Source organism: Paenisporosarcina sp. TG20, assembly GCF_000286315.1.
Taxonomy (GTDB): Bacteria; Bacillota; Bacilli; order Bacillales_A; family Planococcaceae; genus Paenisporosarcina.
Genome location: NZ_ALJG01000346.1, coordinates 1 through 14,894, shown reverse-complemented (window position 1 = coordinate 14,894; position 14,894 = coordinate 1). Strand labels below are relative to the sequence as shown.

The 14,894-nt window shown below is 36.7% G+C and carries 15 protein-coding genes; 8 read left to right on the top strand and 7 right to left on the bottom strand.

From position 1 onward, the window contains the following. Nucleotides 1–33: 33 nt before the first annotated feature. The gene (locus B371_RS0116395; protein ID WP_019415396.1) at nt 34–999 is read right to left on the bottom strand and encodes a rhodanese-related sulfurtransferase; all 966 of its coding nucleotides are present in this window, start codon (nt 997–999) and stop codon (nt 34–36) included. Nucleotides 1,000–1,158: 159 nt separating this feature from the next. Here B371_RS0116395 and B371_RS0116390 point away from each other — a divergent pair, with 159 nt between their 5' ends. After that, nucleotides 1,159–2,808, top strand: coding sequence for an FAD-binding dehydrogenase (locus B371_RS0116390; protein WP_019415395.1), 1,650 nt, complete (start codon nt 1,159–1,161; stop codon nt 2,806–2,808). 487 nt (nt 2,809–3,295) lie between these two features. After that, a complete protein-coding gene (locus tag B371_RS0116385; protein ID WP_019415394.1) occupies nt 3,296–3,778 on the top strand; it encodes a hypothetical protein in 483 nt (160 codons plus the stop codon). Nucleotides 3,779–3,962: 184 nt separating this feature from the next. Here B371_RS0116385 and B371_RS0116380 read toward each other — a convergent pair whose 3' ends face one another. After that, a complete protein-coding gene (locus B371_RS0116380) occupies nt 3,963–4,949 on the bottom strand; it encodes an NAD(P)/FAD-dependent oxidoreductase (protein WP_019415393.1) in 987 nt (328 codons plus the stop codon). 204 nt (nt 4,950–5,153) lie between these two features. On the opposite strand from B371_RS0116380, the gene B371_RS0116375 reads away from it, so the two are divergent. Next, entirely contained in the window at nt 5,154–5,399 is a 246-nt protein-coding gene (locus B371_RS0116375) for a hypothetical protein (protein WP_019415392.1), read from the top strand. A 144-nt stretch (nt 5,400–5,543) separates the two neighbouring features. Here B371_RS0116375 and B371_RS0116370 read toward each other — a convergent pair whose 3' ends face one another. Further along, entirely contained in the window at nt 5,544–6,563 is a 1,020-nt protein-coding gene (locus tag B371_RS0116370) for an EAL domain-containing protein (RefSeq protein WP_019415391.1), read from the bottom strand. A 216-nt stretch (nt 6,564–6,779) separates the two neighbouring features. On the opposite strand from B371_RS0116370, the gene B371_RS0116365 reads away from it, so the two are divergent. After that, a complete protein-coding gene (locus B371_RS0116365) occupies nt 6,780–7,229 on the top strand; it encodes a hypothetical protein (protein WP_019415390.1) in 450 nt (149 codons plus the stop codon). A gap of 95 nt (nt 7,230–7,324) precedes the next feature. Here B371_RS0116365 and B371_RS0116360 read toward each other — a convergent pair whose 3' ends face one another. Beyond that, a complete protein-coding gene (locus B371_RS0116360) occupies nt 7,325–7,801 on the bottom strand; it encodes an Lrp/AsnC family transcriptional regulator (RefSeq protein WP_019415389.1) in 477 nt (158 codons plus the stop codon). 181 nt (nt 7,802–7,982) lie between these two features. Here B371_RS0116360 and B371_RS0116355 point away from each other — a divergent pair, with 181 nt between their 5' ends. Then, nucleotides 7,983–8,936 carry a DMT family transporter gene (locus B371_RS0116355; protein WP_019415388.1) on the top strand — a complete coding sequence of 318 codons (954 nt, stop codon included), beginning with the start codon at nt 7,983–7,985 and terminating at the stop codon, nt 8,934–8,936. A gap of 66 nt (nt 8,937–9,002) precedes the next feature. Here the strand turns inward: B371_RS0116355 and pepF are convergent, their stop codons facing one another. Next, nucleotides 9,003–10,829, bottom strand: coding sequence for an oligoendopeptidase F (pepF, locus tag B371_RS0116350; RefSeq protein WP_040681302.1), 1,827 nt, complete (start codon nt 10,827–10,829; stop codon nt 9,003–9,005). A gap of 256 nt (nt 10,830–11,085) precedes the next feature. On the opposite strand from pepF, the gene B371_RS0116345 reads away from it, so the two are divergent. From B371_RS0116345 to B371_RS0116335, 3 genes are read left to right on the top strand one after another with little or no spacing between them, the layout of a single operon-like run. Continuing rightward, on the top strand, nt 11,086–11,910 hold the full coding sequence (locus tag B371_RS0116345) for an amino acid ABC transporter substrate-binding protein (RefSeq protein WP_019415386.1): 825 nt from the start codon (nt 11,086–11,088) through the stop codon (nt 11,908–11,910). Next, complete coding sequence (locus B371_RS0116340; protein ID WP_026023103.1) at nt 11,897–12,598, top strand: amino acid ABC transporter permease; 702 nt, start codon at nt 11,897–11,899, stop codon at nt 12,596–12,598. Before B371_RS0116345 ends, B371_RS0116340 begins: the two co-directional genes overlap by 14 nt. A 38-nt stretch (nt 12,599–12,636) precedes the next feature. Then, a complete protein-coding gene (locus tag B371_RS0116335) occupies nt 12,637–13,371 on the top strand; it encodes an amino acid ABC transporter ATP-binding protein (RefSeq protein ID WP_019415384.1) in 735 nt (244 codons plus the stop codon). Nucleotides 13,372–13,720: 349 nt separating this feature from the next. Here the strand turns inward: B371_RS0116335 and B371_RS0116325 are convergent, their stop codons facing one another. Both B371_RS0116325 and B371_RS24145 read right to left on the bottom strand, forming a co-directional pair. Then, the gene (locus tag B371_RS0116325) at nt 13,721–14,683 is read right to left on the bottom strand and encodes a calcium/sodium antiporter (RefSeq protein WP_019415382.1); all 963 of its coding nucleotides are present in this window, start codon (nt 14,681–14,683) and stop codon (nt 13,721–13,723) included. A 20-nt stretch (nt 14,684–14,703) separates the two neighbouring features. Continuing rightward, nucleotides 14,704–14,894 (bottom strand): hypothetical protein (locus B371_RS24145; protein WP_040681301.1); only part of this gene is annotated, 191 nt, incomplete at its 5' end.

The following is a 14,894-nucleotide window of genomic DNA, read 5'->3' as shown; positions in this document are numbered from 1 at the left end:
TAAGGGTCAATTTTTTTACGAACTTATCTTTTATTACACTGTTTTAAGACGAGCTATTGCTTCTAGTTTCGCTTGAAATTGATCTTCAGTCAATTCGTGCTCTACGATATAGCGGTTGCGTGGATGTGTGCGGCAAGCGTCTGAACAACTACGCAAGTAAAAGTGCTCATTCTCTTCAGAACACAGAATTTTATCGTTACATTCAGGGTTAGCACAGTTTACATAGCGTTCACACGGATCTCCAGTAAAGTGGTCTTTCCCAACAATAACATGTTCCTCTTGATTTACAGGAACAGCGATGCGTTCATCAAAGACATACATTTGACCATCCCATAGTTTCCCTCTTACTTCAGGGTCTTTTCCGTAAGTGGCAATACCTCCATGAAGTTGACCTACATCTTCATATCCTTCTTTCACCAGCCAACCGGAGAACTTTTCACAGCGAATTCCGCCTGTACAGTAAGTCAAAATCTTTTTACCTTCGAATTGCTCTTTATTTTCACGCATCCATTTAGGTAAATCTCGAAAGTTTTTAATTTCCGGTCGAACAGCGCCACGGAAATGTCCTAAATCATATTCATAGTCATTACGTGCGTCAATGACAATCGTATCGTCTTGTTGCATTTTTTTGTAGAATTCTACAGGAGATAAGTACTCGCCGGTAATTTCATTAGGATTGATATCGTCTTCTCCAAGCCCTAAATGTACAACTTCATGTCGAGCACGTACATGCATTTTCTTAAATGCATGACCTTCGACTTCATCAATTTTAAACATCATATCTGCAAAACGTTCATCACTCTTCATTAATTCCATGTAAGTTTGCGTTTGGGTAACTGTACCAGAAACGGTACCATTAATGCCTTCATGAGATACAAGAATTCGTCCTAATAAACCGATCTCTTTGCATGTTGCTAAGTGAGTTTCTGCAAATAGTTCAGGTTCATCTATTAGTACATATTTATAATATAACAAGACTTGATAAGTATTGTTTTCCATTAAATTCAACCACCTAACATTCATATTAATTCAATCAGTAATTTTAGCATAAAAACTCTATTTTGACCATATAGATTATCCGAAATAGAGATATTAAAGGGAAATACCTACGTTTAATAGAATAGTATATTCAACAGAGAAATTGATGGGGTGAGTGAAATGAAAGCAGATGTAATAGTAGTAGGTGCAGGATTAGCGGGGTTGGTAGTAACTGCTGAGTTAACTGATGCGGGGAAAAGAGTTATATTGTTAGATCAAGAGCCAGAAGCATCTCTTGGAGGACAAGCCTGGTGGTCATTTGGTGGATTGTTTTTGGTAGACTCTCCAGAACAAAGGAGACTGGGTATTCATGATTCACATGATTTAGCGTGGCAGGATTGGCAAGGGGCAGCGGGTTTTGATCGTGTTGATGAAGACTATTGGGGACGTAAATGGGCTCAAGCATATGTAAAGTTTGCTACTTTTGAAAAGAGAGCTTGGCTAAAGTCTTTAGGTGTAAGTTTCTTTCCGGTGGTAGGGTGGGCAGAACGTGGTGGCTATTTAGCAGAAGGTCATGGCAATTCAGTGCCTCGTTTTCATATCGTGTGGGGGACGGGACCTGCCATCGTGAAACCGTTTGAAGAAAAAATGCGCAAAGCGATTGAAAGTGGATTGGTTGATTATCGCCCGCGACATCGAGTAGATGAACTATTAGTGGACAATGGAGTAGTTGTAGGGGTAAAAGGTGCCATTCTTGAAGCAAGTAATGCAAGTCGAGGAGAAGCGAGTTCTCGAGAAATGATTGGTGAATTTAGTGAGACCGCTAAAGCGGTTGTTGTGACAAGTGGTGGTTTAGGAGCAAATTTTGATTTAATTCGTCAGAACTGGCCAGAAAGATTAGGAAAAGCTCCAACACGAATGATTTCAGGTGTACCTGCCCATGTTGATGGGCGAATGTTAGGAATATCTGAAGAAGCTGGTGGTCGTATCGTAAACCGAGACCGGATGTGGCATTACACAGAGGGCATTACAAATTGGAATCCAGTGTGGGAAAAGCATGGGATTCGAATTTTACCAGGTCCTTCTTCGTTGTGGTTAGATGCAACCGGGAAAAGGTTTGATGCTCCAAACTTCCCAGGATTCGATACCCTTGGGACATTGGAGACCATTCAGAAAACAGGATACGATTATTCGTGGTTTGTATTAACACAAAAAATCATTGAAAAAGAATTTGCTTTATCTGGTTCAGAGCAAAATCCTGATTTAACAGGCAAGAGTATTCGTCAAGTTTTAGCACGAATACTTCCCGGACCTACTGCGCCGGTTAAGGCTTTTATGGAAAAAGGGGAAGACTTTATTGTTGCCAATACACTAGAAGAACTAGTGGTAGGCATGAACAATTTGACTGGAGAAGGGCTTATTAATTTTGAAGACTTGAAGCGTCAGATCGTTGCAAGGGACCGTGAAATGGAACATAAATTCACAAAAGATTTACAAGTAACAGCATTGCGTGGTGCGAGAAACTACATAGGAGATAAACTGATTCGGGTTGCGAAACCACACAAAATATTGGATTCAAAAAATGGTCCATTAATAGCAGTTCGTCTCAATATTATTAGTCGCAAAACGCTAGGTGGATTACAAACTGATTTATCAGGAAGAGTGTTAAATTCTACGGGAGAGCCAGTTCTTGGGTTGTACGCTGCTGGTGAAGTTGCTGGATTTGGCGGTGGAGGTGTTCATGGGTATCGATCATTAGAAGGGACTTTCCTCGGTGGTTGTTTGTTCACAGGACGACAAGTTGGTAAGGCCTTGGTTGAGATTATTTAACATTTGATTCAAAGAAAGAACTTGACATAGGATACTAATATGATTAATTGCAAAGAGCGACAGGTTCATAGGGAATCTGTCGCTCTTTTTACCACTAATATCATAGCAAACTGTGTTTTTCTAGAATTATGTAAAATATCTTTATTATGTTTAACGCAGTTTCGGTGTCGCTATAGGTCGCTAACCCTGGTACACCATAACCTCAAGAGTGAAAGAACCCGTGAAGTGACCGCGGTCATTTCGCAAGTCAACTTTTCCACCCGGCAGTCTTGCGGAAGGTATACGTCCGAAGCAACATTCATAAAATCTTTGGAATTTAGCGGACTAGAGAATGGACACACACTACTTTACAAGTAGGTATAAACCAAAATAACCAGTAATATAAAGGTTTAAAAATAGTAGAAGTGTGGAAACTAGGAATCACATGGGAGAATGATTGAAACTCCGCTTCTAAAAAAATCTTTATTTATGTATAGAAGGTGAAACTTTGTTTGAATTTAATGATCTTTGGAAATTTTTCTTTGCCTTTTTCCTTGTGTTGCCTCTGGTAACGATTGTTCATCAACTAGGTCATATGTTTTTTGCGCATATTTTTGGGGGAAGAGTAAATATGCATATCGGGTCAGGGAAAATTCTTATAAAGGTTGGTCCACTTCATATACGTCGCCTTTATTTTTACGACGGTTGGTGTGAATTTATTACGTTAACAAAAAGAGGTTTAAAATGGCAACTTATTTTAATCTATGCTGGTGGTTCAATTTTTAATATTGGCAGTATACTCATTTTAAATGGTCTCATTTTTTTCAGAGAAATTGATCCTAATATTTTTCTTTATCAATTCGTTTACTTTTCATTCTATTTCGTTTTCTTTTCGCTCTTTCCTGTTTGGCATGGGGAAAATCCTAGCGATGGGATGGCTGTATGGAATCTCATACGCAACAAGGCATTTAATAATAATCCTAAGATGTAACACTTACATCAATGGATGCTTGCTTTTGATGTGATAAGTGCGATAGTGATAAAAGATATAAATAATTGTCCAAGCCTACAGTCTTTCTTAATGTGTCGTTGAAGATTATTGGGGAGTTATTAAGTATACGCATGACAAAAAAGAGATTCCCAAGCATTCGCCAGTGGAATCTCTTCACATATTATTAGTGAGAAAAAATATCGGTTGAGTGTTTTACATGTTTCTTTGTTTCTGGGTCCACGAAGTGTTTTGCTGAATTAATGGCTATCGGTGCTTCGCCAAATCCACACGCAATGAGCTTAACTTTTCCGTCGTAGAAATTGCTATCACCAACTGCATAAACACCAGGAAGAATAGTTTCCATTTTTGAATTAACCTTTAGCGCATTGCGTTCCATATCCATGCCCCAATTTTTCATGTTGCCTATATGTGAACGGAAACCATAGTTAACAATTACGTGATCCGCCTTCAAAAGTTCGACTTCACCGTTTGTACCACGAACAGCGACATGTGTGAAAGTATCATCATCTTTAGGTTCAAAATGATCGACGACGTAAGGTGTTTTAATAGTAACAGATGATTGATGCAGTAAGTCTATACTGTGTTCATGCGCGCGGAAAGAATCACGTCTATGTACGAGTGTGATTGAGTTTGCGATTGGTTCTAACATAAGTGCCCAATCTACTGCCGAATCTCCACCGCCAAATAAAACAACGTCTTTTCCGGCAAATGTACCCATGTCATCAACAAAATAATGAAGTTGAGTACCTTCATAATTTGCTGCTTCCTCGAGCTCTAAACGTTTTGGTTCAAAAGCACCGTTGCCTGTTGTGAAAATAACTGTTTTTGAGAGATGTTTACCGTTATCGGTGGTAAGTTGCCAAGTGCCATCCTCAAGTCTTGTCATATCTTCAACAGACTCATTTGTCATGATGGTTGGTGAGAAGATAGATAGTTGTTCTGACAAATTATCAACTAAATCCTTTGCACGAATTTTAGGGAAACCAGCAATATCGTAGATAAATTTTTCTGGATATAAAGCTGTTAATTGCCCCCCGACATTTGGTAAACTTTCAATGATTTTTACCGACATTTGACGCATACCTCCGTAAAATGCGGTGAATAATCCAGTCGGTCCTGCTCCTACTATAGTAACGTCATAAGTTTTCATGTTATTTGAGCCCCTTGTCTTTAAAAGTGTGTCTATAATGAGTTTACCACTTTTAGGGTCTTTAAAAGCAAATTCAAATAAATTTCAGTCAAAAGACTTAGTTTTGTGATGATTAAATATTAATTAATACAGAAATTTGTTTAATAAATACCTTCGTGGGAATAATGATAGTAAGTCATATAAAGTTTAAGGAGGTATTCTAAAATGAGTGAATCAGAAGAATTTCCTGAATTTGAATCAGAATATATGAGTCAGAAAGAGCGAGAAGAAAACGAAGAAGAATTGAATCAATACCCCACTAACCGTTCAGAACAGAGTCTTAATAATATACAGAAGGAATATCAGATTGAAGAAGAATTAAACAATCAATCAAATGATAATCAAAATGAACAAAGTTTAAATGATTTAACCAATAATATTGATAATAAACAAGGACGAAATTTTAACTAGAATTTTTTCAATATTGAGGTCACTAAAAATGTCTACTGAAGAGTGAAAGAAGCTAATCACACTATTTGTAATAGGTGATTAGCTTCTTCTTTTTTGTTTATGGATGAGATTCACAAATAATATCAAAACCTTACTTCAGTCGCATCAATTACTTGAATTAGCTGAAACTGGATTGGACCATTTCGTCGTCTCCGAAGGTTTGCCGAAAAGATATCCTTGAGCTAAGTCATAGCCTAAACTTTCACATACTTGTGCTTCTTCAATTCGTTCAATTCCCTCTGCAAGTGTAATAATTCCAAGGGCATGTGCGCGTTTATTGGCTTCTTTTAAGAAAGCTTGTTTGGTTGAATCTTGGTCACAATTGGTGACATAAGAACGATCTATTTTGACATAATCTGGTCTGAGTAATTCCAACATATCTAGGGTTGAGTATCCAGATCCAACATCGTCTAATGCTACTTTCATTCCTTCTTTTTTGTAACGATCTAATACTTTCTTTAAATGTAGAACATCATTAATTTTTTCGGTTTCAACTACTTCGAATACTAAGTCTTGTGGATTTACTTTATATTTTTCTACTAGTTTAAAGGTATGTTGTAAGCAGAAATCCGGATTATAAATAGTGGAAGGCAAGAAATTTATAAAGCTTTTTTTGCCAATGGGAATGTTACCATCTCGTGCTTTAATTGCTGCTTCACGTGCTCTTTGGTCCAGTAAGGAGTGTAGCCCTGTTTTAGCTGCAATATTAAATAATGACATGGGTGAATATGAAATTTCCGAGTCTTTTGTTCTTAGTAAGGATTCGTATCCATATACTTCCTTAGAATGTAAAGAAACGATTGGTTGCAAATGACTAACCAATTGACCATGTTGAATAAAGTTGACGGTTTCTTTTTCTTGAAAACGAAATTTAAATGTTTTTAAATCTATTAATCTCTCATGTCGTGTTGAACGAGAAAGTCCTATTTTAATGTCTGATACATGGGAAAGGCGGTTTAATTCATTTTCAACTGTATCTAATGAGCTATAAGGTGCATAGGCGATATTCCCGCCGCTTATCTGATATTTGCTTGTTATATGTTGTCTAATCTGTTTGGATTCAATGAAAATAAATCCTTTGTTATAAAAATCAAATGAAATTCCGCAGTGTATACAACTATTCAAAGGATCACCTCAATTTATTGATAATAATTCATTCTCATAGTATCACAATATATCCTGATTTTTGCAATATTAATTAACTTATTATTCTGAATTAAAAAGAGATTTTTCTTTTAAACAGGAACAATGGGAAGAGGTATCGAATATTAGAATAAAGAAGAGATTATTTTACAATTATTCTAATAGGACAAATGGAAAATAAAAGAGTGAGGTGTAAGTATGGGGATGTTTAGAGACATAGGGAAGTTCGCTGGGGAAGCTTCTGGTTGGATACTTGGAAAACCAATTGAATTTGTAGGTCATATGACGGAAAGTGACACGATTTCCTCAATCGGAAAAGGTGTAAATAAGACAAGTAGGTTTGCCGGAGACATAATCGGACAAGTGGGAGATGGTGTAGTTAACAATGCTGTTGGTTACGTGACTAAGGATACCCAAAAAAGTGATGAAGGAATGCTTGAACTTAGTGATGCGTATAACCGAACAGCTAAAGGGGTAAAGTCTACAGCTAAAATTACCGTAGCGAATGGTAAAGATATTTACTCGGGTTATGTAAATAAAGATAATGAACGAATGAAAAGTGGTATAAAAGGTATTGTAACAACCGCGGCAATTGGAGTTATTGCGATTAGTGTATTGGATTTTTTAGGTGGACCTGATCAAGGTTGACCATGGCACTTAATAGTAAGTGATGCGACAGTTTATTGATAACTGTCGCATTTTTCTATGGATAATATTAATTTTGTCTAGTTCACAAGAAAAGTTTAAAGACTAATTGGTAGAATTGTACTGTTTTTGATTTCCCGTAGGGCGAGGCTTGTTTGTATACGAGAGATACCTAGTTTGTTAAGTTTACGAATAAAATCTTCAAGTTCGCGCCGGTTTTTGTTCGCAACTTTTAATAGGTAATCGAATTCACCTGCTAGGCAATGGCACTCTAACACTTCTGACATAGATTCTAAATTGTATTCCAATAAATCTAGCTTCTCCGCTTGATGAATGTCAGTACTGATGAAGACATAGCATAAGAGGTCAAAACCTAATTTTTGTGGGTCTAGAATGGCCACTTGTCTAATGATATATCCTTCTGTTTCCAAGCGTTTAATGCGTGCGTGAGTGGCAGGCGGTGATAAATTGACGCGTCGTCCAAGTTCAGCATTGCTGATGTTTGCTTGTCTTTGTAACATATCTAGAATTTGAATGTCAATTGGGTCAAGTGTTTTGTTGATAAATGATGCCATGGAGAATTTTCCCCTTTCATTCCAAACTACATATCATAATTATTAATAAACAGAACAATGAGAGGTAATTTCATTATATACTTTCGATTATATCGAATTCAATGATAATAATGAAATAATAAACAGTTATACCGACTTGAATGATAAAATTAATGTATTAGTCATGAAGGAGTCGGATGACATGCCATATGTTTATTATCTTTTATTGTTGTTTACAAGTTTGTTATGGGGAGGTAACTTTGTTGTTGGAAAAACGCTAGTGGATCATGCTTCTCCAATCACATTAACGACATTGAGATGGTTGATTGCAGTCATTTGTCTTATTCCAATAGTCTGGTGGAAAGAAAAAAATCTTCTGCCTACAAGAAAAGCCATCATTCCATTAATCTTGATGGGGATAACAGGTGTTGTGTTATTTAATATTTTTCAATTTATTGCGTTAGAATTCACATCGGCAACGAATGTTGGGTTGATTTCAACGTTAAATATGTTTTCAATTGCGCTATTTTCGTTCCTGTTTATAAAAGAGAAAATTAATGCTCTACAGTTAGGTTCAATGTTCATTTCATTTACAGGTGTACTTTTAGTTCTTTCTAATGGACAAATCGATTTGCTGTTTTCAATTGGCTTTAATAAAGGGGACTTATTGATGCTTGCAGCAGTTTGTGTGTTTGGAGTGTATTCGGTCATCAGCAAGTGGGCAATGAAGGAAACCACGCCATTAAAGGCGACGCTATATTCTGGAGTTTTCGGAGTAATTGTATTAACTCCATTTAATGTGCGTGATTTTACCATCACAAATGTGGATGCTTCATTTGTTCAATCGATTTTGTATACTGGAGTAGTATCAACAGTAGTATGTATGGTGTTATGGAACATCGGTATACAAAAATTGGGTGCAACGACTTCTGGAATTTTCTTGAATTTTAACCCAATATTCACTGCCATTATTGCTTTTATATGGCTAGGAGAAAAAATAACATGGATTCAAGTTGTAGGAAGTGTGGTTGTAATTATTGGATGTTTGTTATTTACTTATTTAAAACAGAAGCCAAAATATTTGATAATCTTACCTAGAATTTATAGAGATAAGACTACTCCCATTCCACTTTCTAGTGAACAATTAAAAATATAAAAGATATAAATGAACCTCAGTCACATAAAGTGACTGAGGTTCATTTTTCAAAGGCAATAGTATTTCTTATTTCACTGATACGGCATCAATTTCTGCAGTCAATTTCACCAATTCATCAACTAATTCCCCAATGTAAGCAATTGTGTCTCGAAGGGGTTTTTCTGTTGTAATGTCGACCCCTGCCATCTGAGCAAGTTCAACCGGAGATTTTGTACCTCCTGCTTGCAAAACTTCTAACCACTCGGCTACTGCAGGTTCTCCTTCTTCTAATATGCGTTTGGATACTTGAGTTGAAATTGTTAGTCCGGCACTATACGTGTACGGGTATAATCCCATGTAGTAATGAGGTTGACGCATCCAAGTCAGTTCAGCACCAGGTGTGATTTCGACAGCATCTCCCCAGAATTCTTCTAGAACGCCACGTTTCAATTCATTTAAAATGCCAGCATTGACGTTATTTCCTGCATCGACTCTTTCGTAAACTTTACGTTGGTATGCAGCTTCGAGTAAATGTGTCACGAAGTTATGGTAATACGTCCGTGCAACAATTGATGAAATAACCCAACGTTTAAACTTAGGGTCATCTGAGTTTTTTAGTAAGTGGTTTGCCATTAACATTTCATTCATTGTAGACGGAGCTTCAATGAAGTAAAGTGATGGGCGAGAATTAAAAACATTTTGTTTTTTATGAGCGTTATAGAAATGTCCAGCATGTCCAAGTTCATGTGCTAAAACAAACACTTCATTCATCCGGCTTGACCATGAAATCAAGATGTAAGGGTGTGCACCGTATGGACTTGAACAGAAAGCACCTGTAGATTTCCCTTTATTTTGTGCGAAATCAATCCAGCGCTCATCAAATGAACGATTAACCATATTTAAATAGTCTTCACCCATTATAGCAAGTGCATCATTCATGTATTTTTTTGATTCTTCAATAGTGATTTTTGGTTCATATGACGGGTCTAAAGGAATTTTTAAGTCAGCAAACGTCATTTCCTTTAATCCGTGAACATCTTGAAGAAGTTTCGCATACTTGCGCATATGTGGAGCAAGTTCGCTCATAATTAAATCAATTTGACGGTTATATAAGGATTGATCAACCTCTTGACCGAACAATAGGGAATCAAAAATATTCTCAAAGCCACGTAAGTCGGATGTGGTCTTTTCAGTTTGTAATTTCATATCGTATGTTTTTGCTGTTGTATGTTGATAGTTTTTCAATTGACTCGAAAATGATTTAAATGCTTCCCGGCGAATGTCTGTATCTGTTTCTGCTTCCCAGTCGCCCTCAAATAATACATAACTTAACGGATATTTCTTACCGTTTACCTCGAAATCTTCAAATGATAAATCGACCATTTTGGTTGTATTGTACAATTCATAAGGACCAGCGAATGAAGAAGAGTATGCTGCTAATGTTTTTTCCACTTCAGGATGTAATTGATGTGGTTTACGACGAATTAATTTATTTAAGTAGTGACCAAATTCGCTTGAGTTTTTCATAGCACCTTCTAAAATTTCTACTGGCAACTCTAGTAGTTCACTATCTACAAACGATAATTTACTACTTAAATTTGCAGATACTGATCCAAATTTGGCAGAACGCATTTGAGCATCGCTGTCAGTTTGATCTGTACTATAAGCTAAATTTGCATAAGTGCCAAGGGGAACAAACTTTTCGTAAATTTCAGCATATCCAGTTAAAGTCTCTTCAGCAGAATGTGCGTCCTTGATATTTCCTTTGAATTGATTGCAGAAAGAATCTACCTTTTTTTCAAGGTCTACAAGTGCTGTTTTATATTCTTCCTCCGATGTAAATAAATCTTGTAAGTTCCATGTTTCGTCTATATTGACTTCTGATCTCAAAGGCAAACTCTTAACCACGGTCATCTCTCCCTTTTATTACGGATGTCGAACTATTATTAAGTATATCTTATTAATTGTATAATTCACTCTTTTTTTAATCACTAATAAAAATTATTTACTAGAAACTTAAAAAGATAACTTAGTGTACATACAAATAGTTGTGATAATTCTTAATTATTCGGGTATTTATAACTGGAGATTTTTATTTTGACTCAAGGGTTTTCATACTATAAGATTTACTAATGCCGATAAAGTCTATCTGAATTAGGGGGAATAAAAAATGAAAAAAATTAGTTATTTATTTGTACTGATGTTTACAGCAGTTTTAGTATTAGCAGCCTGTGGAAATGCAAATGATAATACAGTAAATGATGATAATAATACAGGCACTGTAGAAGGTGATGATTTATTAGCAAAAGTGAAAGAAGATGGAAAGTTAGTTATCGGTACAGAAGGAACTTACCCACCATTCACATATCACGATTCAACCGGTAAATTGACTGGTTTTGACGTTGAAATTGCCGAAGAAGTTGCTTCACGCTTAGGTGTAGAAGCAGAATTTATGGAAACACAATGGGATGCGATGTTTGCTGGATTGGATTCAAAACGTTTTGATATGATTGCTAACCAAGTTGGTATTCGTGAAGATCGTCTAGAGAAATACGATTTTTCCAAACCATATATTTCATCAGTAGCTGTCTTAGTATCACATGCAGAAAATGAACAAGTGAAAAGTTTTGAAGACATTGAAGGATTACAATCAGCACAATCACTAACAAGTAACTATGCTGATATTGCAACTTCTTATGGGGCAGAAATAGTTGGTGTTGATGGATTTAATCAAGCAATTGAGTTGTTAAACTCAAAACGTGTAGATGTAACCATCAATGATAATTTATCCGTTTTAGACTTTTTAAAACAAAAACCAGATGCCGCTATTCAAATTGTCGCGAAAGCAGATGATGCTGCACAAAGTGGATTGATGTTCCGACAAGGAAACGAAACGTTAGTATCTGCAGTTAATGATGCATTGGACGAAATGATTGAAGATGGCACGTACGATGAAATTTCAGAAAGATGGTTCGGTGAAAATGTTTTGGAATAACCTGACCATTGAGCCTGAAAAGATGGAGCGCTACCTAGATATTGCACAATCATCCCTCCTGCCTTTGCTGGAGGGTGCTCTTGTATATACGCTCCCTTTAACATTAATTACTTTCTCTTTAGGACTTATGATAGCTGTACTAACAGCTTTAGCAAGAATTTCTACGATTAAACCATTACAATGGATAGCACGTTTTTATGTATCTGCGATTCGTGGTACTCCATTATTAGTTCAATTATTTATTTTATTTTATGGTTTAGGTTCTATTGGAATTGTTATAGATCCATTCCCAGCAGCTATAGTTGGTTTTTCATTGAATGTGGGTGCTTATGCCTCTGAGGTCATTCGCGCAGCAATTTTGTCTATTCCAAAAGGTCAGTGGGAAGCTGCACATATGATCGGAATGTCGTATTCTCAATCCTTACGACGGGTGATTTTACCACAAGCAACGCGCGTGTCTATTCCACCGTTATCAAATACATTTATTAGTTTAGTAAAAGATACATCATTAGCATCTCTAATTCTCGTGACCGAGATGTTTCGACGAGCACAAGAAATTGCAGCAACCACATATGAGGTTTTACTCCTGTATACCGAAGTAGCGATGCTTTATTGGATTATCTGTTTTATCCTTTCACTTATCCAAGGTCGATTGGAACATCGATTTGATCGTTATGTAGCGAGATAATTTAATTGATAAATGGATGAGGAAGAGAGGAGCATAAGATGATTTCAGTAAATGGATTACACAAGCAATTTGGAAATCTCGAAGTCTTAAAAGGAATCGATGTAAAAGTCAACAAAGGTCAAGTTATCGTGGTCATCGGACCTTCTGGTTCTGGAAAAACAACGTTACTTAGATGCTTAAACATATTAGAAATGCCGACTTCAGGAAGTATTACAATTGATGATGAAACTGGAGACTTTTCTAAACCTGTAGGTAAAAGAAAAATAGATTTACTTAGAAGAAAGTCAGCGATGGTCTTTCAACACTATAATCTTTTTCCTCATATGACTGCTCTTCAAAATGTTATGGAAGGGCCAGTTATCGTAAAGAAGTTGCCAAAAGCTGAAGCTCGTAAGAAAGCAGAGCAGTTATTGAATAAAGTGGGTCTTGGAGATAAGCTTGATTTTTACCCACACCAATTATCTGGTGGCCAACAACAACGTGTCGGAATTGCTAGAGCACTAGCGCTAGAACCAAAAGTAATGCTCTTTGACGAACCAACTTCAGCACTAGATCCAGAACTTGTCGGAGAAGTATTACAAGTGATGAAAGACTTGGCGGGCGAAGGCATCACAATGGTAGTTGTGACCCATGAAATGAGATTTGCCAACGATGTTGCGGACGAAGTCATTTTTATGGATGAAGGAAAGATTCTTGAGCGCAGCAAACCAAGTGAAATGTTTACACATCCGAAAGAAGAACGAACAAAGCAGTTCTTGAACTTAATTCAATAGTAGAGACTCCTCAGAATGTTGGAGATGTAAAGGTTTAAAAAAGAAAGTATATTACTTTAGTGAGCCATGAATCCAGTATTTCCGTTATTTTAAGGAGTAGGTTTTAGTATGATACCGTTGATTTTCGCTCCAGGCGGACTCTTTCCATGGGGCGGGCAGGCGAGCGTCCACCGTAGCGAAAATAAACGGGTTTTTATGGTTACCCTTCTTAAAAGGACCGGGCTTACTTAGCCCGGGTTTTTCTTAAAGTCTCTGCTCAACATAGTGATTTCTGTTACAAATAACCACGGGGTTCATGGCACTCTGAATTGAAATAATTCCTCTTTTTATAGACTTATTAGACCTTCGTTTAGTTCCGCAGGATGATGAAGATCATGTATACAATATATGATAAGGCAAGGAAGATACCTTCCCGTTTTCCAATTCTGAAATTAGTAAGAGCGAAAATCAAAACAATAACGGTAAAGACAATTAGAATAATTGCGTCAGTAAATAATAAACCGTTCACACCGATTGGTGAAATAGTTGCGGAAGCTCCTAGAACTAGGAGAATGTTAAAAATATTACTCCCAATTATATTACCTAATGCAATTTCACTCTCTTTTTTCCAAGCAGCGATAGCTGATGTAACAAGTTCCGGCAACGAAGTACCAACAGCTACAATTGTTAACCCAACTAAAGCTTCACTCATACCAAGAGAAATGGCAATTTCTGTACTGTTTTTAACAACAAAGTCCCCACCAAAAATAATCGCTGCAAGTCCACCTAATGTAAATGCGCCATTTCTAATCCAATTCTTATCTTTTTCACTTAGATTTGTTTGAGGTACTTCCAAATCACTACGACTTTTTCTAGCCAACTCGAAAATATAGTATAGAAAGACTGCGAAGATTAATAATAGAATAATTCCATCACTTCGTGTCAGGGCATTCTCAGTGAAATCTTGTAAAAAGATATCAGCCATCAATACAAGTAATGTGATGCTTGCCAAAAAAGAAAACGGGATTTCTTTACGCAAGGTCTGATTTTTTACCACGAGAGGTGCGATGAATGCCGTCACACCTAATACAAAAAGTGTATTGAATATGTTGCTTCCCATAACGTTTCCAAGGGAGACATCATCATTTCCGTTTAATGCAGCCATAATACTAACCGTTGCTTCAGGTGAACTTGTCCCAAAAGAAACGATAGTCAATCCTATTAGGATAGGAGGTACTCGAAGAAGAACTGAGATATTTGAGGCTCCTTTGACAAAGTAATTAGCTCCTACCATCAGCAATACGAATCCTAGAATTAATAATAAGTATGTCATTTTATAATCCTCTTTTTTATTTATTTTTCCAATTGAGTCAATTTCATAATAAAGAATATAGTAATAATATCCGAATAAAGTTGATTTCCGCTCCATGCGGACGCTTTCCGTGGGGCACGGCTTCGGGCCAACAGGATGTTGGTCACGAAGACGTTGCCACAAGACGTGGCGTTCTTAGTCTTCGTTCCATTCTTTCCTGCGGGGCTTTCAG

Bases quoted from the DNA above. Each gene is read 5' to 3' on its own strand.
- B371_RS0116390 (WP_019415395.1), top strand. From the start codon at position 1,159: ATGAAAGCAGATGTAATAGTAGTAGGTGCAGGATTAGCGGGGTTGGTA.
- B371_RS0116395 (WP_019415396.1), bottom strand. From the start codon at position 999: ATGGAAAACAATACTTATCAAGTCTTGTTATATTATAAATATGTACTA.
- B371_RS0116360 (WP_019415389.1), bottom strand. From the start codon at position 7,801: ATGGCATCATTTATCAACAAAACACTTGACCCAATTGACATTCAAATT.
- B371_RS0116365 (WP_019415390.1), top strand. From the start codon at position 6,780: ATGGGGATGTTTAGAGACATAGGGAAGTTCGCTGGGGAAGCTTCTGGT.
- B371_RS0116380 (WP_019415393.1), bottom strand. From the start codon at position 4,949: ATGAAAACTTATGACGTTACTATAGTAGGAGCAGGACCGACTGGATTA.
- B371_RS0116335 (WP_019415384.1), top strand. From the start codon at position 12,637: ATGATTTCAGTAAATGGATTACACAAGCAATTTGGAAATCTCGAAGTC.
- B371_RS0116325 (WP_019415382.1), bottom strand. From the start codon at position 14,683: ATGACATACTTATTATTAATTCTAGGATTCGTATTGCTGATGGTAGGA.
- B371_RS0116340 (WP_026023103.1), top strand. From the start codon at position 11,897: ATGTTTTGGAATAACCTGACCATTGAGCCTGAAAAGATGGAGCGCTAC.
- B371_RS0116355 (WP_019415388.1), top strand. From the start codon at position 7,983: ATGCCATATGTTTATTATCTTTTATTGTTGTTTACAAGTTTGTTATGG.
- B371_RS0116375 (WP_019415392.1), top strand. From the start codon at position 5,154: ATGAGTGAATCAGAAGAATTTCCTGAATTTGAATCAGAATATATGAGT.
- pepF (WP_040681302.1), bottom strand. From the start codon at position 10,829: ATGACCGTGGTTAAGAGTTTGCCTTTGAGATCAGAAGTCAATATAGAC.
- B371_RS0116345 (WP_019415386.1), top strand. From the start codon at position 11,086: ATGAAAAAAATTAGTTATTTATTTGTACTGATGTTTACAGCAGTTTTA.